Annotated in this window: 15 protein-coding genes and 1 pseudogene; 8 read left to right on the top strand and 8 right to left on the bottom strand. The window is 70.2% G+C overall.

Annotated features, from left to right (window positions below; translation table 11 throughout):
* Both D7W82_RS28735 and D7W82_RS28740 read right to left on the bottom strand, forming a co-directional pair.
* Nucleotides 1-733, bottom strand: a pseudogene (locus D7W82_RS28735) (serine/threonine protein kinase); the annotation flags it as partial.
* Between the two features lie 69 nt (nt 734-802).
* Nucleotides 803-1,555, bottom strand: a complete 753-nt coding sequence (locus D7W82_RS28740; RefSeq protein WP_120621398.1) for a TIGR02266 family protein — start codon at nt 1,553-1,555, stop codon at nt 803-805.
* 105 nt (nt 1,556-1,660) lie between these two features.
* On the opposite strand from D7W82_RS28740, the gene nuoE reads away from it, so the two are divergent.
* From nuoE to D7W82_RS28775, 7 genes are read left to right on the top strand one after another with little or no spacing between them, the layout of a single operon-like run.
* Nucleotides 1,661-2,149, top strand: a complete 489-nt coding sequence (gene nuoE / locus D7W82_RS28745) for an NAD(P)H-dependent oxidoreductase subunit E (RefSeq protein WP_120621399.1) — start codon at nt 1,661-1,663, stop codon at nt 2,147-2,149.
* Nucleotides 2,150-2,189: 40 nt separating this feature from the next.
* A complete protein-coding gene (gene nuoF / locus D7W82_RS28750) occupies nt 2,190-3,533 on the top strand; it encodes an NADH-quinone oxidoreductase subunit NuoF (protein WP_120621400.1) in 1,344 nt (447 codons plus the stop codon).
* The gene (locus D7W82_RS28755) at nt 3,530-4,036 is read left to right on the top strand and encodes an NADH-quinone oxidoreductase subunit J (protein ID WP_120621401.1); all 507 of its coding nucleotides are present in this window, start codon (nt 3,530-3,532) and stop codon (nt 4,034-4,036) included. The genes nuoF and D7W82_RS28755 overlap by 4 nt, the downstream gene beginning before the upstream one ends.
* Nucleotides 4,037-4,061: 25 nt before the next feature.
* Nucleotides 4,062-4,364 carry an NADH-quinone oxidoreductase subunit NuoK gene (nuoK, locus tag D7W82_RS28760; protein WP_120527355.1) on the top strand — a complete coding sequence of 101 codons (303 nt, stop codon included), beginning with the start codon at nt 4,062-4,064 and terminating at the stop codon, nt 4,362-4,364.
* A gap of 25 nt (nt 4,365-4,389) precedes the next feature.
* Nucleotides 4,390-6,618, top strand: a complete 2,229-nt coding sequence (nuoL, locus tag D7W82_RS28765) for an NADH-quinone oxidoreductase subunit L (protein WP_120621402.1) — start codon at nt 4,390-4,392, stop codon at nt 6,616-6,618.
* Nucleotides 6,615-8,306 carry a NuoM family protein gene (locus D7W82_RS28770; RefSeq protein WP_120621403.1) on the top strand — a complete coding sequence of 564 codons (1,692 nt, stop codon included), beginning with the start codon at nt 6,615-6,617 and terminating at the stop codon, nt 8,304-8,306. Before nuoL ends, D7W82_RS28770 begins: the two co-directional genes overlap by 4 nt.
* Before the next feature lie 15 nt (nt 8,307-8,321).
* Nucleotides 8,322-9,881 carry an NADH-quinone oxidoreductase subunit N gene (locus D7W82_RS28775; RefSeq protein ID WP_120621404.1) on the top strand — a complete coding sequence of 520 codons (1,560 nt, stop codon included), beginning with the start codon at nt 8,322-8,324 and terminating at the stop codon, nt 9,879-9,881.
* Nucleotides 9,882-10,411: 530 nt separating this feature from the next.
* On the opposite strand, the gene D7W82_RS28780 is transcribed toward D7W82_RS28775, so the two are convergent.
* The 5 genes from D7W82_RS28780 to D7W82_RS28800 form a co-directional block, all read right to left on the bottom strand.
* The gene (locus tag D7W82_RS28780) at nt 10,412-11,872 is read right to left on the bottom strand and encodes a sigma-54 dependent transcriptional regulator (protein ID WP_120621405.1); all 1,461 of its coding nucleotides are present in this window, start codon (nt 11,870-11,872) and stop codon (nt 10,412-10,414) included.
* Complete coding sequence (locus D7W82_RS28785; RefSeq protein ID WP_120621406.1) at nt 11,869-14,379, bottom strand: ATP-binding protein; 2,511 nt, start codon at nt 14,377-14,379, stop codon at nt 11,869-11,871. The genes D7W82_RS28780 and D7W82_RS28785 overlap by 4 nt, the downstream gene beginning before the upstream one ends.
* Nucleotides 14,376-16,304, bottom strand: coding sequence for a selenocysteine-specific translation elongation factor (selB, locus tag D7W82_RS28790; RefSeq protein WP_120621407.1), 1,929 nt, complete (start codon nt 16,302-16,304; stop codon nt 14,376-14,378). The genes D7W82_RS28785 and selB overlap by 4 nt, the downstream gene beginning before the upstream one ends.
* Before the next feature lie 28 nt (nt 16,305-16,332).
* The gene (locus tag D7W82_RS28795) at nt 16,333-17,028 is read right to left on the bottom strand and encodes a phosphoribosyltransferase (protein WP_120621408.1); all 696 of its coding nucleotides are present in this window, start codon (nt 17,026-17,028) and stop codon (nt 16,333-16,335) included.
* A 134-nt stretch (nt 17,029-17,162) separates the two neighbouring features.
* Complete coding sequence (locus D7W82_RS28800) at nt 17,163-18,056, bottom strand: Hsp33 family molecular chaperone HslO (RefSeq protein ID WP_120621409.1); 894 nt, start codon at nt 18,054-18,056, stop codon at nt 17,163-17,165.
* Nucleotides 18,057-18,328: 272 nt separating this feature from the next.
* Here D7W82_RS28800 and D7W82_RS28805 point away from each other — a divergent pair, with 272 nt between their 5' ends.
* The gene (locus tag D7W82_RS28805) at nt 18,329-19,012 is read left to right on the top strand and encodes a succinate dehydrogenase (RefSeq protein WP_120621410.1); all 684 of its coding nucleotides are present in this window, start codon (nt 18,329-18,331) and stop codon (nt 19,010-19,012) included.
* A 130-nt stretch (nt 19,013-19,142) separates the two neighbouring features.
* Here the strand turns inward: D7W82_RS28805 and D7W82_RS28810 are convergent, their stop codons facing one another.
* Complete coding sequence (locus D7W82_RS28810) at nt 19,143-19,649, bottom strand: single-stranded DNA-binding protein (protein ID WP_120621411.1); 507 nt, start codon at nt 19,647-19,649, stop codon at nt 19,143-19,145.
* Nucleotides 19,650-19,958: the final 309 nt, after the last annotated feature.

The following is a 19,958-nucleotide window of genomic DNA, read 5'->3' on the forward strand; positions in this document are numbered from 1 at the left end:
GCATCGGAGCGGGCGCGGCGGCGAGCGGAGGGGTGATGATGAGCGGCTGGGACGCGCTGGGAACCGGCGCGGTCACCACGACGGACTGGGGCGCGGGCGCCGGCGGCAGCCCGATGAAGGTCTCCCGGCGTCCTTCCGCCGGGCCCTCCTGGCGCACCGCCGGCTGGGGCTGCGGCGTCGCGATGGGCGGCGGCGCGGCGGCCTGCATCTGGGTCGCGACCTGCCCCAGGTCCAGCGCCGGCATGGCCACGCGGTGCGTGCGCGACGGCGGCACCGGCGGCGGCCCCACCTGGGACTGGGCGGAGGCCCCGGCCGCGGAGGACGGGTCCACCTCCGCCTCGTCCAGGAGCAGCTCCGGCGGCGGCGGCGGGACGCTCATCGGTTCGTCCTCGTCCAGCGGACGGCCGATGTGCGTGGCGTCCTCCGTCGGCAGGAGCTGATCCGCGAAGAAGTCGTCGACCTCCGACGCGAACCGGTCCTGCAGGTCCCCCTCCACCACCCGCTCACCCTGTTCGGTGAGCTTCAGCTGGGCCTCGCGGTCCATGGCGATGTAGTGGAACTTGCGCAGGAAGAAGAAGTAGCTGTCGAACTCCAGCGAGACGGACGGCTCGAGGGCGGCCTTCACGTCGGCCAGCTTGTTCGAGCGTCCCAGGCGGCCGTTCTCCCGCAGATTCTGCAGGATGAGCAGCGCCTCGCCACTGACGGTGTCACGATGGATTGCGGGCTTCGTCATGGGTGCGCGGACTCTACGCGGCACCCGCCCGGCGCTTCAACGTCTGCCGCGTCGAAGAAAGCCGGGGGCCTACCGGATGCGCAGGAGCTGCTTCACCGTCTCCAGCACTTCCACGAACCGCACGGGCTTGCGCAGGTAGATGTCCACCCCCAGCTGCATCGCCCGCTCCTGGGCCTCCTTGCCACCCGCGGAGATCGCGATGACCGGGATGCCCTTGAGCTCCTCCTCCTCCCGGATGCGCTCCACCAGGGCGAAGCCGTCCATCACCGGCATGTAGAGGTCCAGCATCACCAGGCTGAAGCGGTCCTCGCGCAGCCGCAGCAGGGCGTGGTGCCCGTCCGGGGCGAAGTGGACCTCCAGCGGCACCTTCCCGTGCAGATCGTTGCTCGCGAGCTTCTTCAGCACGTAGCTGTACATCTCGATGATGTGCGGGTTGTCCTCGACGATGAGCACACGGAACCCGTCCTGCTCCGAGGGGGTCACCGCGCTGTCGTTGGGTCCCGCCGCACTCAAGATGTCACCCAGTCGCCGCCGGTCCTGCTCGCTCTCCACACGGATGCCCACGCCGCCCGGCTGATCGGGCGCGGCGATGCGCACCCACGCCACCGTCCCGCCGACTTCTACCGGATCCAGCAGTCCCGGGAAAGAAAGAGCAAGCCGCAGCTCGTCCCCCACCGCGAAGAGCTGCTCCGTCTGGACGAAGAACCCTCCGGCGGAGAGGTTTTCCGTCACGTCCCGGAGCGGGCGGCCATGGGCGTAGTCCACCCGGAGGATGGTGGGGATACGAGGGTGCTGCCGCTGGTCCGCAGGGTCCAGGCTCATAACAAGGGGTTGAAATCGCTCGGTAATTTGCTGAGGGCGGCCCAGTCTACCGCCGAGGGTTTATGTTGACAACGAAGCCGTTGGAGCAATACGTACCGGCCCGCCATGGCGGAGCCCCTGTTCACTCCTGAAGAGCAGAAGAAGTTCGACGCGGGGATCGCGGAAATCCTCTCGCACTACCCCTCTGATCGCAAAAGCGCCGGCATGCTTCCCGCGCTGCGCCTGCTGCAGGACATCAAGGGGTGGTTGCCTCCTGATGGTCTGCGGCTGGTGGCGAAGAGCCTGGAAGTCACGCCGGAGCGCGCCTACGAGGTCGCCAGCTTCTACGTGATGTACCACCTCAAGAAGCCGGGCAAGTACGTCATCGACGTCTGCACGAACCTGTCCTGCTCGCTGTGGGGCGCGGAGAAGATGCTCGCGTACCTGGAGCAGAAGCTGGGCCTGACCGCCGGGGAGACGAACGACAAGTTCACCCTGCGCGAGACGGAGTGCCTGGCGTCCTGCGGGACGGCGCCCTGCCTGCAGATCAACGAGGATCACCACGAGAGCCTGACCCAGGCGAAGCTGGACGCCATCCTGGCCCGGCTGTCGTGAGTCGCCCCTCCTCCCCTTCGCTTTCCTAGGACGTTCATCCATGGCCTCTACGGCAAAGACGGTCGAAGCCGTCATCTCGGCGGCCTGGGGCAAGCCCCAGTCCTGGACCCTGGACAGCTACCGCTCGCGCGGCGGCTATGACGGGCTCAAGCGCGCGCTCACGATGGAGCCCGCCGCCATCATCGACGAGGTGAAGAAGTCCAACCTCCGAGGCCGCGGCGGCGCGGGCTTCCCCACGGGCATGAAGTGGAGCTTCGTCCCCAAGGACAGCCCCAAGCCCAAGTACCTGGCCGTCAACGGCGACGAGTCCGAGCCGGGCACCTTCAAGGACCGCTACATCCTGGAGAACGACCCGCACATGATGCTGGAGGGCATCGCCATCGCGGCGTACGCGCTGGGCGTGCACACCTGCTACGTGTACCTGCGCGGCGAGTTCAAGTTCCAGGCGGAGCGCACCCAGGCGGCCATCGACGAAGCCTACAAGGCCGGCATCTTCGGCAAGTCGCTGATGGGCAAGGACGGCTTCGCGCTCGACTGCTTCCTGGTCCGTGGCGCGGGCGCGTACATCTGCGGCGAGGAGACGGCGCTCCTGGAGTCCCTGGAGGGCAAGAAGGGCTGGCCCCGCCTGAAGCCCCCCTTCCCCGCGGTGGTGGGCCTCTTCGGCTGCCCCACGGTGGTGAACAACGTGGAGACGCTCGCCAGCGTGCCCCCCATCCTCGCCAAGGGCGCGGACTGGTACGCGAAGCTGGGCACGGAGAAGTCGGGCGGCACGCACCTGGTGTGCCTGTCCGGCTCCGTGAACCGCCCCGGCGTCTACGAGGTGGGGATGCACACCACCATCCTGGAGCTGATCCACGACGACAAGTACGGCCAGGGCATGCCCAAGGGCCGCAAGGTCAAGGCGGTCATCCCGGGCGGCTCCTCGGCGCCGGTGCTGGGCGCGGACGAGCTGGACGTGGCGCTGGAGTTCGAGGCGCTGAAGATGAAGCAGACGATGGCCGGCTCCGGCGGCGTCATCGTGATGGACGACGCCACCTGCATGGTGCGCAGCCTCTGGCGCGTGGCCCGCTTCTACGCGGAGGAGTCCTGCGGCCAGTGCACCCCGTGCCGCGAGGGCACGCCGTGGCAGACGCGCCTCCTGCGCAAGATCGAGGAAGGCCGCGCGGAGATGAGCGACATCGACATGCTGTCGAACGTCGCCTCCTCCATCGCGCCCTACCCCCCCATCGGCCTGGGCAACACCATCTGCGCGCTGGGTGACGCGGCGGCGCTGCCCACGCACTCCTTCCTCATGCGGTTCCGGGACGAGTTCGAGGCTCACGTACGGGAGCACCGCTGCCCGTACGGTGACCACCCCTGGGGTTCCTTCGGAGACTGGTCTTGAACATCGAATTGGTCCTCTTCGGCGTCTTCGCCGTCATGACGCTGCTGTCGGCGGGGCTGGTCATCACCGCGCGGAGCCCCATCAACTCCGCCATGGCCCTGGTGTCGACGTTCTTCTTCCTGGCCGGCATCTACGTGCTGCTCTGGGCGCACACGGTGGCCGCCGTGCAGGTGCTCGTGTACGCGGGCGCCATCATGGTGCTCTTCCTGTTCGTCATCATGCTGCTCAACCTGGGTGACGCCCCCCACCGCGGCAAGCCCACGGCGACGCGGCTCCTGGGTGGCGCCTCCGCGGTGGGCCTGCTGGCCGTGCTGGCCGTGACGCTGGGCCGGATGGACGCGCAGCCCGCGCAGCTGGACGCGAAGGGCCAGGCGGCGTTCGGCACCATGGCGGCCATCGGCGAGACCATCTTCACCACCTGGCTGCTGCCCTTCGAAGCGGTCAGCCTGCTCCTGCTGGTGGCCATGGTGGGCGCGGTGGTGGTGGCCAAGTCCCGCATCTGACCCTCGCGACCTTCCGGACAACCCAATGGTCCCCATCACCTACTATCTCCTGCTGGCCGCGGCCCTCTTCTGCATGGGCATGTTCGGCGTGCTGGTGCGCACCAACGCGCTGGTCGTCTTCATGTGCGTGGAGCTGATGCTCAACGCGGTCAACCTCACGTTCCTGGCCTTCGCGCGCATGCACGGCGAAGGCACCGGCCACGTGTCCGCCTTCTTCGTCATCGCCGTGGCGGCCGCGGAAGCGGCCATCGGTCTGGCCATCGTCATCGCGGTCTTCCGCAGCCGCGGGTCCGTGAACGTCGACGACATCCGGACGATGAAGCACTAACGCCCCGTCACCCCTGAGCACACCCATGGACGGATCCCTCGTCGAGTTCTTCAGAACCGCACCCATCCCCCCGGAGGTGTTTTCGCCCTCGCTGGGGTTGATCATCCTGCTGCCGCTGCTGGGCGCGTTCGTGTGCGGCGTGTTCGGCAAGTGGCTGGGCCGGGCGAACGTGCACCTGGTGGCGTGCTCCGCCATCGCCGGCGCCTTCGTGCTGAGCCTGCTGGCCTTCTGGGCCACCAGCGACGCGGCCGGCGGGCGCGTGGTGAGCATGGCCAACCCGTTCGGCATCGAGCGGGACACCATCCGCTACGCCATCGCGTACGACTACGGGACGTGGTTCGCCGCCGGTGACTTCCGGGTGAACTTCGGCCTGCTGGTGGACCACCTGTCGGGCATCCTGCTGCTCATCATCACGGGCGTCGGCTTCCTCATCCACCTGTACTCCACCAGCTACATGGAGCACGACGATGGGTACTGGCGCTTCTTCGCGTACCTGAACCTCTTCGTCGCCGCGATGCTCACGCTGGTGATGGCCGACAACCTGGTCCTGCTCTTCGTGGGCTGGGAGGGCGTCGGTATGGCCAGCTACCTGCTCATCGGCTTCTGGTACACGGACAGCGCGAAGGCGTGGGCGGGCCGCAAGGCGTTCGTCACCAACCGCATCGGTGACTTCGCGTTCCTCATCGCCACGTTCCTGCTCATCCTCACGGTGGGCGCCTTCAACCGCCAGGCGGACGCGCGGGACTACAACGCGGCGTCCACGTCGCGCGCCCGCTACGAGCAGGGCATCTCCCAGAAGGGCCCCGTCACCTTCAAGGGCCTGGAGAAGCTGGCCCTGGCCCTGCCGGAAGGCACGGGCGGCGCGGTGTCCCTGGCCACGCCCATCGAGTCCGGGCCGCTGGCGGGCTACACCTTCGGCGGCGTGATGACGTCCATCATGCTGCTGTTCCTCCTGGGCGCCGCGGGCAAGAGCGCGCAGCTGCCGCTCTACGTCTGGCTGCCGGACGCGATGGCCGGCCCGACGCCGGTCTCCGCGCTCATCCACGCCGCCACGATGGTGACCGCGGGCGTGTACCTGTTCTGCCGCATGAGCGCGCTGCTCGTGCTGTCCCCCACCGCCATGGCGACCATCGCCATCGTGGGCGCGCTCACGTCGCTCCTGGCGGCGCTCATCGCGTTCGCGCAGGACGACATCAAGAAGGTGCTCGCCTACTCCACGGTGTCCCAGCTGGGCATCATGTTCATGGGCGTGGGCATGGGCGTCTTCTGGGCCGCCGCCATGCACCTGATGACGCACGCGTTCTTCAAGGCCTGCCTCTTCCTGGGCGCCGGCAGCGTGATGCACGGCAACGGGGACGAGACGGACATCAAGAAGCTGGGCGGCCTGTGGAAGGAGATGAAGTGGACGCACGCCACGTTCCTCATCTCCACGCTGGCCATCACGGGCATCTTCCCCATCATGTCCGGCTTCTTCTCCAAGGACGCCATCTTCCACGGCGTGCACCACAACCACCTGCACGGCCTGGAGTGGGTGTCCGGCTTCGTCTACGCGCTGGGCCTGCTCATCACCGCGTCCACGGCGTTCTACATGTCGCGCGTCTACCTGCTGACCTTCACGGGCAAGCGGTCCCCGGAGGCGAAGCTGGCGCACGCCCATGAGAGCGCGTGGCACATGACGCTGCCGCTGGTCATCCTGGCGTTCCTGGCCTTCATCACGTTCGTCTACGCCCTGCCCCTGATGCCCCGCACGGGCGGCGGGACGCAGCCGGTGTTCGAGAACTTCCTGTCCCCCGTGCTGCGCCCGGCGGAGACGGTGGCCCGCGTGGCCAAGACGGTGCAGCTGGACACCAGCGTGCCTGGCGTCGGGGACTACGCCTTCGCGTGGATGTGGGCGCTGGCCGGCGGCGCGGCCGCGGCGTTCGCCTACCTGAAGTTCTTCCCCTCGCGCGTGGGCCAGCCGGTGCCGGCGTTCGCCCGCGCGGTGCGCCGCACGGCGCTCAACAAGTTCTACGTGGATGAGCTCTACGAGTTCACCATCATCCGGCCGGTGAAGTTCGTGGCCTTCATCCTCTTCCGCGTGGTGGACGCGCTCGTCATCGACACGGTGCTGGTGCGTGGCACCGCGTACGTCACGGAGAAGGTGGGCCTCGGGCTGCGCCGGCTCCAGACGGGTGACGCGCAGGCCTACGCCGCCATCATGGCGCTCGCCATCCTGGGCGGCGCGGTCTACGCCCTCGTGCAGGTGCTTTCATGAGCTTCTTCGACACCCACCTGTTGAACGTCGTCATCTACCTGCCGCTCGTGTTCGCGGCGCTGGTGCTCGCGCTGCCCGCGTCTGAACACGGGCAGGTCCGCACCATCACCTTCGTGGGCATGCTGCTGGACCTGGTGTTCGGCGTCTGGGCGTACTTCCGCTTCGACCCGTCCGGCGCCGAGTTCCAGATGGAGTACCGCGTCCCGTGGTTCCAGCAGTTCGGGATGAGCTACCACCTGGGCGTGGACGGCCTGGCCGTGAGCCTGCTGCTCCTGACGGTGTTCCTGGGCCCGCTGGTGGTGCTCGCCTCCACCACGTACATCCAGCACCGCATCAAGGAGTTCCACCTGGCGCTGCTGGTGCTCCAGACGACGATGCTGGGCGCGCTGGCGTCCATGGACGTCCTGCTCTTCTACATCTTCTTCGAGGCCATGCTCATCCCCATGTACCTGATGGTGGGGGTGTGGGGCGCCGAGGACCGCCGCATGGCGGCGGTGAAGTTCTTCCTCTACACGCTGGTCGGCTCGCTGCTGATGCTGGTGGCCATCGTGGCCGTGTACTTCATCAGCGGCGGCCCGGGCGTGCGCTCGTTCGACTACGGCACGCTCTACAACAACCTGCTCGCCGCCAATCAGCAGCTGGCCGCGTGCGCCAGCGGGCCGGAGGGCGCGTGCGCGGGCCTCACGGGCCTGGCCGCCACGCTGCACACCTATGGGCCGTGGATGTTCGCCGCGTTCGCGCTGGCGTTCGCCATCAAGGTCCCCATGTGGCCGGTGCACACCTGGTTGCCGGACGCGCACGTGCAGGCGCCGGTGGCGGGCTCCATGATCCTGGCCGGCGTGATGCTGAAGATGGGCACCTACGGCTTCTGGCGCTTCGCGATCCCGCTCTTCCCCGTGGCGGCGCACGCGGCCCGTCCGTTCCTCGCGGTGCTGGCCGTGATTGGCATCGTGTACGGCGCGCTGATGTGCCTGGCGCAGCGGGACATCAAGAAGCTCATCGCGTACTCGTCCGTCAGCCACCTGGGCTACTGCATGCTGGGCCTGCTCGCCGTCACCGGTGAGGGCGCCACGGGCAGCGCGTACCAGATGCTCAACCACGGCATCTCCACGGGCGCGCTGTTCCTCCTGTTCGGCTTCCTCTACGAGCGCCGCCACACGCGCCTGATGTCGGACTACGGCGGCATCGCCAAGGTGATGCCGGTGTTCACCGCGGCGTTCGTCATCATCACCTTCTCGTCGGTGGCGGTGCCGGGCACCAACGGCTTCATCGGCGAGTTCCTGGTGCTGATGGGCACGTTCAAGAGCACCCTGCCCCTGGGCTTCGGCGCGTTCGCCACGCTGGGCGTCATCCTGGGCGCGGCGTACATGCTGTGGATGGTGCAGAAGGTGTTCTTCGGCAGCATCACGCACCGGGAGAACCAGCACCTGCGCGACATGAACCTGCGCGAGATGCTCACCACGGCCCCCTTCATCGTGCTGGTGGCGGTGATGGGCCTGATGCCGCAGCCCTTCCTGGACCGCATCGCTCCGTCCACGGACCGCTACGTGGCGCGCGCCAGCGTGGGCGCTCCGGGCGCCACCCAGGCGAAGGACGACCAGCTGCGCGTGGAGGTGATGTCCCTGCCCTCCACCGCCGCCGCGGCCCGCCCCTCCGTTCCCGCCGCGCCGCTCGCCGTCCGCGAGTAGGCCCCGAAAGACTCCATGAACCTGCCAAATCTCACCCTGGCGGATTTCCTCCCCATGCTGCCCGCCATCATCATGGTGGTGGCGGCCTCCGTCCTGCTGTTGTCGGAGGTGTTCCTCTCCGCGACGGCGTCCCGCGGCTACCAGGCGGTGCTCACCGTCGTGGCGGCGGTGGCCAGCGGCGCCGTGGCCGTGGGCCTGATGTTCGAGCCGCCGCAGGAGGTGTTCCTCGGCTTCGGCGTGCTGGACCCCTTCTCCAGCTTCCTCACCCTGGTGGTGAGCGTGGGCCTGGGGCTGGCGGCGCTGAGCGCGGTGGGCTTCCTGCGCAAGCGCGGAGCGGAGCGCGGTGAGTTCTACGCGCTGATGCTCTTCGCCTCCGCGGGCATGAGCCTGCTGGCGATGTCGTCGGAGTTCATCACCATCTTCGTCAACATCGAGGTGCTCTCCATCGCGACGTACGCGCTGACGGCGTACCTGCGCCGCGGCACGCGCCCCAGCGAGGCGGGCTTCAAGTACTTCATCCTGGGCGCCTTCTCGTCCGCCATCCTGCTGTACGGCACGGCGCTGCTGTACGGCGCCACGGGCACGACGAAGCTCAACGACATCGCGGGGCCACTGGCGCAGGCCATCCAGACGACGCCGGCGCTCGTGTACGTGGGCGCGGTGCTCATCGCCGCGGGCTTCGCGTTCAAGGTGGCGGCCGTGCCGTTCCACATGTGGACGCCGGACGTGTACGAGGGCGCCCCCACCCCGGTGACGGCCCTCATGAGCGCGGGCGTGAAGGCGGCGGCGTTCGCGTCGCTGGTGCGCGTGTTCGTCACGGTGGGCAAGGGCATGGACCCCAAGCTGCCGCTGATGCTCTTCGCCACGCTGGCGCTGCTCACGATGATCGCCGGCAACCTGATGGCGATTCCGCAGCGCAACGTGAAGCGCATGCTGGCGTACTCCTCCATCGCGCACGCGGGCTACCTGCTGCTGGGCGTGGCGGCGCTGTTCGTCGCGGCCCCGGGTGAGAGCTTCCGCCTGCTGTCCGCGTCCTCGCTGTCCGGTGGCACGCCGCTGGACGTGGCGCGCTCGGACGCGCTGCGCGGCATCCTCTACTACCTGCTGGCGTACACCTTCAGCGCGGCGGGCGCCTTCGCCATGGTCTCCGCGCTGGAGCGCCGCGAGGACGAGGAGAAGGGAACCGCGTGGGACCTGGAGCGCTTCGCGGGCCTCGCGCAGCGCCGTCCGGGTTGGGCGTTCGCCATGGCGGCCTTCATGCTGTCCCTGGGCGGCATCCCCCCCACCGTGGGCTTCATGAGCAAGCTGCTCATCTTCCAGGCCGCCATCGACGTGGGCCTCGTGGGCCTCACGGTGGTCGCGGTGCTCAGCAGCGCGGCGGGCGCGTATTACTACCTGCGCGTCGTGGTCTACATGTTCATGCACCCCGTCCCTGAAGGCGCGCAGCCGCTGGAGCGCAACTGGGGCACGGAGGCCGCGCTCGTCATCGCCACCGTCGCCGTGGTGCTGCTGGGCATCCTCCCCGGCCACGTCACCGACTGGCTGGCCCAGGCCGGCACGCTGTTCGGTCAGTAGCCTTCCGCCGGCAGCTCGCGGCACCCGACGCCCGCCTCGGCCCCTGGCCCTGGCGGGCGTTGTCGTTGCGGGCATGGCTCACGGCGTCATGGCCGCGGGGCATTGCAGAAGTGAAATGGCTCCGCGCCGCGTCACGCGGGCGGCTGCGACGCCGAGGACGATGCGGGGAGCGGAAAAGAAGGCGGCCCGGCACCCGTGAGGGTGTCGGGCCGCGGGTCTTCTCAAGGTAACGCACCGGAAGTGCTGAAAGGGTGGGGGGGAACCACTTTCAGCCTCGCTTCGATGCGTCCCGAGCTAACCCTTTAGCAGGCGCCATGCCAGCGCCCGTTTGGAACGGAACTCTAGAGTTCTCAGGCACTTGGACGACCGGGCAACACTCCCACCCCCGCCCTTCTCCATTGCAGCCCTGAAATCGCGTTTCAGGGATGAAAACAGTCAACGAATTCAGGAGGTTGGTTTTTTCATCCCTGAACGGGGCTGATTTCGGATCTGAACTCGCACCGGGAGGCGGGTGCGAGTTCGCTGGCAGGCTATTCGCGGGCACCGGCGGGGGGCCGCAGGTTGAGACGCTTCATCTTCCGCCACAGCGTGGTGGAGGAGACGCCCAGCTCGTCCGCCACGCGGGCCAGGTCCACGCCGTGGCGCTCCAGGGCCTGGACGATGGCCCGGCGCTCCGCGTCCTCCACCACCGCCGCCAGCGTGGGGCCTCCGGCCTCCGCGCTCGTGGGCCGCGCGATGTCGGTGGGGGGCAGGCCGGTGGCCTCGGGCAGGGGCATGGCGGTGGTGGCGGCGAGCACGCGGCCCTGGGGGCGCAGCGGGAAGTCCTCGGGGAGCAGCTCGTCCCCCTCGGCGAGCGCGGCGGCCTGCTCCACCAGGTTCTCCAGCTCGCGCACGTTGCCGGGGAAGCTGTAGGTCATCAGGTGCTCCACGGCAGTGGCGGACAGGCGCCGGGTCCGGGGGCTGCGGGCGTTGGCGCGGTCCAGGAAGTGCTGCGCGAGCGCGGGCACGTCCTCCAGGCGCTCGCGCAGCGGGGGCACGCGCAGGAGCACCACGTTGAGGCGGTAGTAGAGGTCCTGGCGGAAGCGCTTCTCCTTCACCTCCAGCTCGATGTCGCGGTTGGTGGCCGCGGCGATGCGGACGTCCACGCGCAGCGCGGTGGACTCGCCCACGCGGCGCACCTCGCCGTCCTGGAGCGTGCGCAGGAGCTTGGACTGGAAGGTGGGGCTCGTCTCCGTCACCTCGTCGATGAAGAGCGTGCCGTTGTCCGCCTCCTCGAAGAGGCCCCGGCGCGTCTTCACCGCGCCGGTGAAGGCGCCCTTGGCGTGGCCGAAGAGCTCGCTCTCCAGCAGCGTCTCGCTGATGGCCGCGCAGTTGACGGGCACGAAGGGCTGCCTGCTGCGGCGGCTGTGCGCGTGGAGGGCGCGGGCCACCAGCTCCTTGCCCGTGCCGCTCTCGCCCTGGATGAGGACGGTGGCGTCGCTCTGGGCCACGCGCAACAGGCGCGTGGTGAGCTCGCGCATGGCCTGGCTGCGGCCCACCAGCGCGGACAGGCCGTGGCGCTCGTTGAACTCCGTGGCCAGGTTGTCCACCGCCGCCTGGAGCCTGGCGCGCTCCAGGGCGCGCTCCACGCGGTAGCGCAGCTCGCCTTCCTTGAAGGGCTTGGTGACGTAGTCGTAGGCCCCCAGGCGCATGGCCTCCACCGCGCTGTCAATGGAGCCGAAGGCCGTCATCATGATGACCTGGAGGCGCGAGGCCACCTCCAGCGCGCGCTTGAGCAGCGTGAGCCCGTCCATGGGCTCCATCTTCAGGTCCGTGAGGAGCAGGTCCACGCGCTCCTGCGCGAGCATGCCCAGGGCCTCCTCGCCGGTGGCGGCTTCTTTGACGGTGTAGCCCTCCGCGCGCAGGAGCAGGGCGGTGGTGGCGCGCATGTTGCGCTGGTCGTCCACCACGAGGATGCGGCCTCGGGGAACCGGAGTGGTCGCGTCGGTCATGAGAGGGACTGGGGCTGCGTGAGCGGCAGCCAGAAGGTGAAGGTGGTTCCGCGTCCGGGGGCGCTCTCCACGGCGATTTCGCCGCGGTGCTCCTCCAGGATGCGCTTCACCACCGCCAGCCCCAGGCCGGTGCCCTGGGCCTTGGTGGTGAAGAAGGGTTCGAAGACGCGGTGGAGCAGCTCCGCCGGGATACCCGGCCCCTGGTCCATCACGTCGATGCGCAGCTGCTCCCGGCCTCCATGCGTGTCCCGGCGCCCGCGCACCCGGACCTCGCCGCCCTGGGGCATGGCCTGGATGGCGTTGACGGCCACGTTGAACAGGGCCTGGCGGATCTGCCGCCGGTCCATGGGCACCGTGGAGAGGCCGGGCTCCACCTCCACGGAGATGTACACCGGGCGCTCCGTGAGGGCCTGGGCCCGCGCGGCCTCGAAGGCGTCCTGGAGCACGCGCAGGAGGTCCTCCGGCTGGAGCACCGGGTTGCGCGGGCGGGTGAAGTCCAGCAGGTCCGCCACCATGCGGTTGAGGCGGTCGCTCTCCTCCGCGACGATGTCCAGCAGCATGGCCGTGTCCCCCCCGGGGTTCATGATGCGCCGGAGCGTGGCCACCGCGTTGAAGATGACGCCCAGCGGGTTGCGGACCTCGTGGGCGACGATGGCGGACAGCTCGCCCAGCGCGGCGAAGCGCTCGCGCTTCACCATCTCCGCGCGGGTGGCGGCCAGCTCCGCGTAGCTGGCCCACAGCGACTCGTAGAGGCGCGCGTTGGCGATGGACAGCGCCAGCTGGCCGCACGTCGCCTCCGCCAGCTCAATCAACTCCGGGCCAAAGGGGCGCGGGCCGCGCACGTCGTCCACCAGCACCACGCCGATGAGCTCCTCGCGCGACGTCAGCGGCAGGCCCAGGAGCGCCTTCTCCCCCAGCCGGTCGATGAGCACCGCGCTCACGGAGGTGCTCGCGGACGTCAGGTCCTCCACCGCGATGGGCTTGCGCTCCAGCGCCACGCGCGCGGCCAGGTCGTCGCTGTCCAGCGGCACCACCACCGTGCGGAACAGGTCGCGGTGGGCCGCTGACGCCGCCGCGCCGCGCAGCACCTTGGCCTGTTCGTCGTAGAGCAGGATGAAGCAGTTGGACACGTCCAACAGGTGCACCAGGAAGTCGGACGCGACGTCCAGGATGCTCGCCGTCTCCAGCACGCCGGACGTGGTGCGCGCCAGGTCCAGCAGCAGGCGCGTCTCCGTGAGCTGGCGCGCGGACTCGGCGCGGAGGCGGCGCTGCTCCAGGAGCGTCACCAGCAGCTCCGCGAGCGTGGACAGGAGCCGCGCGTCGCGCTCGTCGAAGGGGCGCTCCTTCGCGCGCAGCGCCTGCACCACGCCCACGCTCTCACCGCCGCGGGTGAGCCGCGCCGCCGTCCCGCTGCCCAGGCGGCCCTGGGACAGCGTCTCCAGCGCGCGCCCCTGCGCCTCCGAGGACAGCACGCCCCCGTCCTCCCGCAGCGACGCGGCCAGCAGCACGCCGGTGGCCCGCACGGCGTCCGCGTCACTCCCCTCCTCCAGCCCCACGTGGGCACAGAGGCGGGGGGCCTGCCCCTGTCCGGAGACGACGTGCAGCGCCACCGCGCGGGCCTGGAGCAGCTCCGCCACGCGCGCGAGGAACGTCTCCGGCGTCGGGGGCACGGGCTGCGCCACGAAGCGCGCCATCTCCGCCACCGACTCCACCTCCCAGCGGCTGCGCGCGCCGTCCGCCTGGAGGTGGGCGTCCGCGAGCGCCGCGCCCACCACCTTCGCGAACAGCGTCAGCACCGAGCCGTGCCGGGGCGCCACCCACGGGCCCGCCACCCAGAGCACCTCCGACTGGGGCCCGCCCACCGGCAGGTACGCGTGCGTGGGCTGCGCCTGGTCCGCGCCGCCGAACACCGGGCGCCCGTCCGACAGCGCCTCCAGCGCCAGGTGCGTGTCCGCCGGCAGGGACACGCCGTCGCGCACCAGCCACCGCGTGCCGTCCCAGCGCAACAGCCGCGCCCGGAAGCCCGCGGCCTCCAGGCCGGCCAGCGCCACGCGCCGCACGCCCTCCTCCGAGCGCGCGGACACCAGCCCCGCGGTCGTGTCCACCAGCCGCTCCGCCACCGCCAGCTCCCGGGGGCGCTCCGCCGTCACCATGCAGCTGAGCAGCAGCGCGAAGCGTCCATCCTCCATCCGCAGGGGGCTGGCCTGCGCGAAGACCTCGCCCGACACGCCGTGGACGCTGAGCACCTTGTACAGGTGCGGACGTCCGTCCAGCGGCGCGCCGCTGGCCAGCCGCTGGAAGCGGGCCCCCATCCGGCTGCGGTCCTCCGGCTGGATGAAGTCCAGGATGGAGCGGCCCTCCACCTGCTCCAGGGGCAGGCCCAACAGCCGCGCGTAGGCGGCGTTGGCCACCCAGACGCGCCCCTCCCCCTCCAGCACCAGCATGGGCTGGGCGAAGGGCTCCACCAGGGCGCGCACCTCCTGCTCGTTGTAGGCCTTGGAACTCATCCGCGACGCAGCACCCGTTTGTCCCCCACCCGCAGCGTCACCTTCTCCCGGTCGAAGTACTCCGACAGCGGGATGGTGAACTTGCGGCTCTGGCCCACCAGCTCCTTGAAGCCCTGCGTGGAAATCTCCTTCTGCTCCTTCAAATACGTCACCAGCCGCCCGCGAAGGTCCTCCAGCGCGCCCGCGTCGAAGCACAGCTCCTCGCTCACCCGCACGCCAGTGCCCGACGACACCAGCACCTTCAACAGCTCCTGCAGCTTCGCGGGCGCGAGCCCCAGCTTCCGCGACAGCTCCGTGACGGTGGGCGGCGCGAGCCCCGCCGCGGACAGCTCCGCGGACAGGCGCGTGCGCGCGGCCTCGTCGCCCAGCGTGAGCGTACGGCCCCGGCCCTTGAGGCGCACCAGGTCCTTCTCCGCCTCCACGCCGCCGGAGTCCACCAGCGCCTGCACCACGCGCTGGAACAGGCGCACGTCCAGTTGGGCGGAGAGCCGCTGACGGAGCTCCTCGCGGGACAGGCCCTCGCGCATGGGTTCGCGCTCGTGGAACGCGGCGAGCAGCGCGAGCGAGCGCTGGCGCAGGCCCTCGAACACGTCCTGCGCCACGTAGAGCCGCCGGTCGCGGTCCACCAGCAGCACCTGCCCCTTCGCGCCCGAAAGCTCCAGCGTGCGCGTGAGCGCCTTGGGCGAAAGCCCCGAGCGGCCGAACAGCTCCGTCTGCGTGAGCCCCGCGTAGCCCGCCTGCCGGAGGAGCCACCCCACCTGCCCGGCCGCGTCCGCCTCCAACAGCGGACGCACCACCGACGACGCGCCCTTGCGCCGGCGCGGCGGCGTGATGGAGAGCACCCGTCCCCCGGCCACCGTGGCGCCCCGTCCCGGCAGCGCGCGCGAGCCGCGCAGGATGAAGCGCTGGCCCACGAGCGCGCCCACCGGCGACTCCAGCCGCAGCTGCGCGAGCCCCGTCTCTCCCGGCGAAAGCGACTCCAAATCCAGCAGCGCCACCGTGGCCTCCACCTGCGCGGTGCCCAGGTGCAGCAGCAGCTTGCGGCGCCTGGGCAGCGGGGCTTCCGCGGCGGGCAGCAGCGTCAGCTCCACGTCCAGCATGGACGTCTCCGGCAGCTCGCCCGCGCGCGTGAGCACCATGCCCCGGTGCACGTCCTCCGTCTGCACGTCCGCCACGTTCACCGCCGCGCGCTGCCCCGCCTCCACGCGCGCCACCGGCTGGCCGTGCACCTGCACGCCGCGGACGCGGAAGGGGCCTGTCCGCGCGCCGGCCACCGAGGGGAGCAGCGACACCGCGTCGTCCACCGCCAGCGCGCCGGACAACAGCGTGCCCGTCACCACCGTGCCGAAGCCCTTGATGGAGAAGGCCCGGTCCACGGGGAGGAACACGGGGCCCTCCGCGGGGCGCCGTGGCAGTGCGGCGCCCGCGCTCGCGAGCGCCGCCTTCAGCTCCGGCAGGCCCTGCCCCGTGCGCGAGGACACCGGCACCACGGGCGCGGTCTCCAGGAAGGTGCCGGCGGTGAGCGCGGCGAGGTCCGCCTCCACCAGCGCGCGCCAGTCGTCGCCCAGGCCCTCCAGCAGGTCCGCCTTGGTGAGCGCGACGACACCCGCCTTCACGCCGAGCAGGCGGCAGATGTCCAGGTGCTCGCGCGTCTGGGGCATGACGCCTTCGTCCGCCGCGACCACCAGCACGGCCAGGTCCACGCCGCCCGCGCCCGCGGCCATGGCCTTCACGAAGCGCTCGTGGCCGGGCACGTCCACCACGCCCGCCACCTGTCCGTCCGGCAGCGGCAGGTGCGCGAAGCCCAGCTCCAGGGTGATGCCCCGCCGCTTCTCCTCCGGGAGCCGGTCTGTGTCGGTGCCCGTCAGCGCCTTCACGAGGGACGTCTTGCCGTGGTCGATGTGCCCCGCCGTCCCGATGATCATCGCCGCGTCAACGCCCTTCGGCTGGACTTCAGGCCCCGGCCTTGTCCGGGTCGTCGTCCAGGTGCGCGTCGCCCATCACCGGCTGGTAGTCCCACGGGAAGACGAAGAGCGAGTCCGTGGACAGCCCCACGTGGTCCGGCGTGAAGCCCTCCGGCCGCGCGATGAGACACGCGGTGCGGATCTCCTTCGCGCCCACCTTCTTCGCGAGCGCCGTGGCCAGCCCCAGCGTGTCCCCGCTGGAGGCGATGTCGTCCACGATGAGCACGCGGCAGCCCTTGAGCTCCGGGGACATCTCCTCGCTCACCTGCGGCTGGCCCCGCTCCTGGGTGCGCTCGGCCTTGTCGCGGCTGCGGCGGCTGATGCGCACGGGGTAGAACCTGCAGCCGAGCGCGCCCGCGAGCGCCCCGCCCACGTACACGCCGCCGTGGGCCACGCCCACCACCGCCTGCGGCTCCCAGGCCTGACGGATGGTGCGCGCCAGCTGCTGCACCTTCCGGTCGAACTCCGCCCACGACAGCTCCACCACGCCGGTGGACTTGTGCCGGGATTGGTCGCGGCCGGTGGGTTGGCGCGGGGCCTCCACCTGGGGCGCCAGCACCATGTCATTGGGAATGGAGACGAGCTTCTCCGCCCCGTCCTTCTGGGCGGAGGAGGGCACGGAAGACTTCGGGGAAGGGTTGCGCTGGTCCTGGGACTTCGGCGGCGCTGCCCGCTTGATGGCCACGGCGAAAGCTCCGGGTGAGGTGCGGCCCCGTCATATCCCGAGCACCGCGCCCCCGCCACAACCGCCGCGCCTGCCTCCCCGGTCGGTGTGAAGCGCTGAATCATCCGCCGCGGAAGCGGATGTCTGTCTTCAAGTCAGGCGCTGCCCTCGGTGAGCATCTGCTGGATCTCCGCGCCGGGGATGACATAGCGCGTCGTGCAGAACTGGCAGGTGGCCTCCGCCTGGCCCTCCTTCTCCAGCAGGTCCTTCAGCTCCTCGCGGCCCATGGCGAGCAGCGCGAGCTTCACGCGGTCGCGGCTGCACGAACAGGTGAAGCGCAGCGGATAGCGGGACATGATCTCCAGGTCCGCCTCCGGCACCAGTGAGCGCAGGAGTGTCGCCGCCCCGTCCTGTGCGTGCGCCTGCACGGCCGTCTGGAACTGCGCCTTGAGGCGGGTGCCCAGCGCCTTGAAGGCGTCCCGGTCCCCGTCGGGCAGGGGCTGCACGAGCAGGCCCACCACGGTGGCGAGCGCATCCTCCTGGCCGTCCACCAGGCCGGGCAGCTGCGCCACCAACAGGTGCGAGGGCACCTGATCCGACTGGTGGAAGTAGCGCTCCAGGTCCGCCACCAGGTCGAAGTGCTCCAGCTCCACGGACGAGCGGTAGTACTCGCCGCCGCCCTGGTCGCGCAGCACGGACAGGAAGCCCTGGTTCCCCAGCACCGGGCGCCAGTGATAGCGCCCCTCCGAGCCGGTGTACTCCACCAGGGTGTTCTTCACGTAGCCGCGCACCACGCCGTTCGCGTCGCCGTCCACGAAGAGGCCGCGCAGGGGGCCGTCGCACTCCAGTTGCAGGTTGATGCGGGAGTCCGTGCCCTTGCGGAGCGACCCCATGAGGGCGGCGGCGGTGAGGCCCTGGGACAGGAGCGCGGCGGAGGCCGGCATGCTCTGGTGCGTGGCGCGGGCCTGGCGGGACAGGGCCCCGGTGGTGGCCAGCACCAGGCGCAGGTCCGACGCCTTCAACAATCCACTGACAAGCTCATCAGTCATAGGGCTGGTTAGCGTGCCCCACCCGTTCGCGCCCGCCAACGGAAGAGGGGCTGGAACGGGACGCCCGCCTGGCGGCCAGCAGTCAGGGCGGGGGGCTGGCATCGCCAGGGCTTATGAGTCGGTGTTCCCCGGCTGGCACGGGCGGGTGCGGAAGAAATCCAGCCCGCGTGACGGAACGGCTATAAACCGCTGGAAGGCCGTATCACCCAGGCCCTGACTTGGGCTCGCGGGGGTCCTCACCCCACCCGTCCGCGCGCCCCGCTGGAGACTCGATGAGCACCCAAGCCACCGCCGAAGCCATCACCGACCGGACGCCCCTCTTGAAGTCGCGACTGGGGTCGTTCCTCGCAGTGGTGCCCCTGAGCATCTGGGTCATCAACCATCTGTGGGACAACCTGTCCGCCTTCTACGGCGCGACGGCCTGGGAAAAGTCGGTGACGGAGTACGCGAACCCGTTCGCCCAGGCGTTCACGTTCATCATCGTCATGCTGCCGCTGCTCATCCACACGGCGTGGGGGCTGGTGCGCATCTTCACGATGAAGCCCAACAACCTCGCCTACAACAACTACGGCAACCTCAAGTACATCGTGCAGCGCGTGGCGGGCCTGGGCGTGCTCGCGTTCCTGGGCGCCCACATCTGGCTGGCCTTCCTGCAGCCGCGCCTGATGGAGGGCCACGCGGAGCCCTTCATGGATATCGCGCGGGAGATGCACTACCACGGCCCCACGCTGATGGTTTACCTGCTGGGCACGCTGGGCACCGCGTACCACCTGGCCAACGGCCTGCAGACCTTCGGCATGGGCTGGGGCATCCTCGCGAGCGACCGCTCCATGCGCCGCTTCGAGCCCATCTCCATCCTCATCTTCCTCATCCTGCTGGCCATGTCCTGGGGCGCCATCTACGCGCTCTACACGGCGGGCGCGGCGTACGGCCCGGCGGGCATGGACGTCGGCTGAAGCAGGACGGAAGCAGCGCCGGGGCCTTGAAGCCCCGGTGCCCCGGTGCTCCTGAGCCCGGAAACACGACCGGCCGCCCCTGACATCCAGGAGCGGCCGGTTCGCTTTTCAGGGGAAGGGCCCCGGGGCGTTAGAACGGGATGTCGTCGTCCGTGCCGCCGGGGTTGCCGCCCATGCCGCCACCGTCATCCATGGGAGGCGGCGGCTGGCCGTAGTCGTCACGCCCCTGCCCGTAGCCGCCGTTGCCGCCCTGCTGCTGCCGGCGCCCACCGCCACCGCCGCCGCTGTAGCCCTCACCGGCGTCACGGCCGCCGAGGAAGGTGACGGAGGTGGCGACGACCTCGGTGGTGTAGTTCTTCTTGTTCTCCTTATCCATCCACTCGCGCGTCTGCAGACGGCCTTCGACGAAGCACTGCCGTCCCTTCTTGAGGTACTCGCCGCACAGCTCCGCGAGCTTTCCCCAGACGACGATGCGGTGCCACTCGGTGCGCTCCTGCTTCTGGCCGTTCTTGTCGTTCCAGCTCTCGCTCGTCGCGATGCGGAAGTTCGCCACGGCCTGACCGCCCGGGGTGAAGCGCACTTCGGGGTCCGCCCCGAGGTTGCCGATGAGAATGACCTTGTTCACGCCTCCAGCCATGGTTCCTCCCGATACCTGACCCCTCTAGGGCCAGGAACAAACCTGCGAGGCCACACGCCCCGACAGGTCCTTCAGCCCATAGCATCCACCACTGACATTCCCCGGGCCACTAAACGGCCGGGGGTGCCCGGGACGCACGTCCACCTGCTCCCCAGGCAGGAGGCATCAAGGATTCCAAGGTGTTGGGAGGTGCCGGGAGCCGGCTGGAGAGGCAGCCCGCCCGGACGGGGACGTCCGGGCGGAAGGGTGCGGCGGTGGAGCCCTACCCGCCCGGGCGGAGGACCCCGGAGGCAGGGACCACCTTGGGCG

It is taken from the genome of Corallococcus sp. CA049B (genome assembly GCF_003611685.1).
In the GTDB taxonomy this organism is placed as follows: Bacteria; Myxococcota; Myxococcia; order Myxococcales; family Myxococcaceae; genus Corallococcus; species Corallococcus coralloides.

What these genes read in the sequence shown, in the direction of transcription:
- nuoF (WP_120621400.1), top strand. Translation starts at nt 2,190, where the DNA reads ATGGCCTCTACGGCAAAGACGGTCGAAGCCGTCATCTCGGCGGCCTGG.
- D7W82_RS28770 (WP_120621403.1), top strand. Translation starts at nt 6,615, where the DNA reads ATGAGCTTCTTCGACACCCACCTGTTGAACGTCGTCATCTACCTGCCG.
- nuoE (WP_120621399.1), top strand. Translation starts at nt 1,661, where the DNA reads ATGGCGGAGCCCCTGTTCACTCCTGAAGAGCAGAAGAAGTTCGACGCG.
- D7W82_RS28785 (WP_120621406.1), bottom strand. Translation starts at nt 14,379, where the DNA reads ATGAGTTCCAAGGCCTACAACGAGCAGGAGGTGCGCGCCCTGGTGGAG.
- D7W82_RS28800 (WP_120621409.1), bottom strand. Translation starts at nt 18,056, where the DNA reads ATGACTGATGAGCTTGTCAGTGGATTGTTGAAGGCGTCGGACCTGCGC.
- D7W82_RS28780 (WP_120621405.1), bottom strand. Translation starts at nt 11,872, where the DNA reads ATGACCGACGCGACCACTCCGGTTCCCCGAGGCCGCATCCTCGTGGTG.
- nuoL (WP_120621402.1), top strand. Translation starts at nt 4,390, where the DNA reads ATGGACGGATCCCTCGTCGAGTTCTTCAGAACCGCACCCATCCCCCCG.
- nuoK (WP_120527355.1), top strand. Translation starts at nt 4,062, where the DNA reads ATGGTCCCCATCACCTACTATCTCCTGCTGGCCGCGGCCCTCTTCTGC.
- D7W82_RS28775 (WP_120621404.1), top strand. Translation starts at nt 8,322, where the DNA reads ATGAACCTGCCAAATCTCACCCTGGCGGATTTCCTCCCCATGCTGCCC.
- D7W82_RS28740 (WP_120621398.1), bottom strand. Translation starts at nt 1,555, where the DNA reads ATGAGCCTGGACCCTGCGGACCAGCGGCAGCACCCTCGTATCCCCACC.
- D7W82_RS28810 (WP_120621411.1), bottom strand. Translation starts at nt 19,649, where the DNA reads ATGGCTGGAGGCGTGAACAAGGTCATTCTCATCGGCAACCTCGGGGCG.
- D7W82_RS28805 (WP_120621410.1), top strand. Translation starts at nt 18,329, where the DNA reads ATGAGCACCCAAGCCACCGCCGAAGCCATCACCGACCGGACGCCCCTC.
- selB (WP_120621407.1), bottom strand. Translation starts at nt 16,304, where the DNA reads ATGATCATCGGGACGGCGGGGCACATCGACCACGGCAAGACGTCCCTC.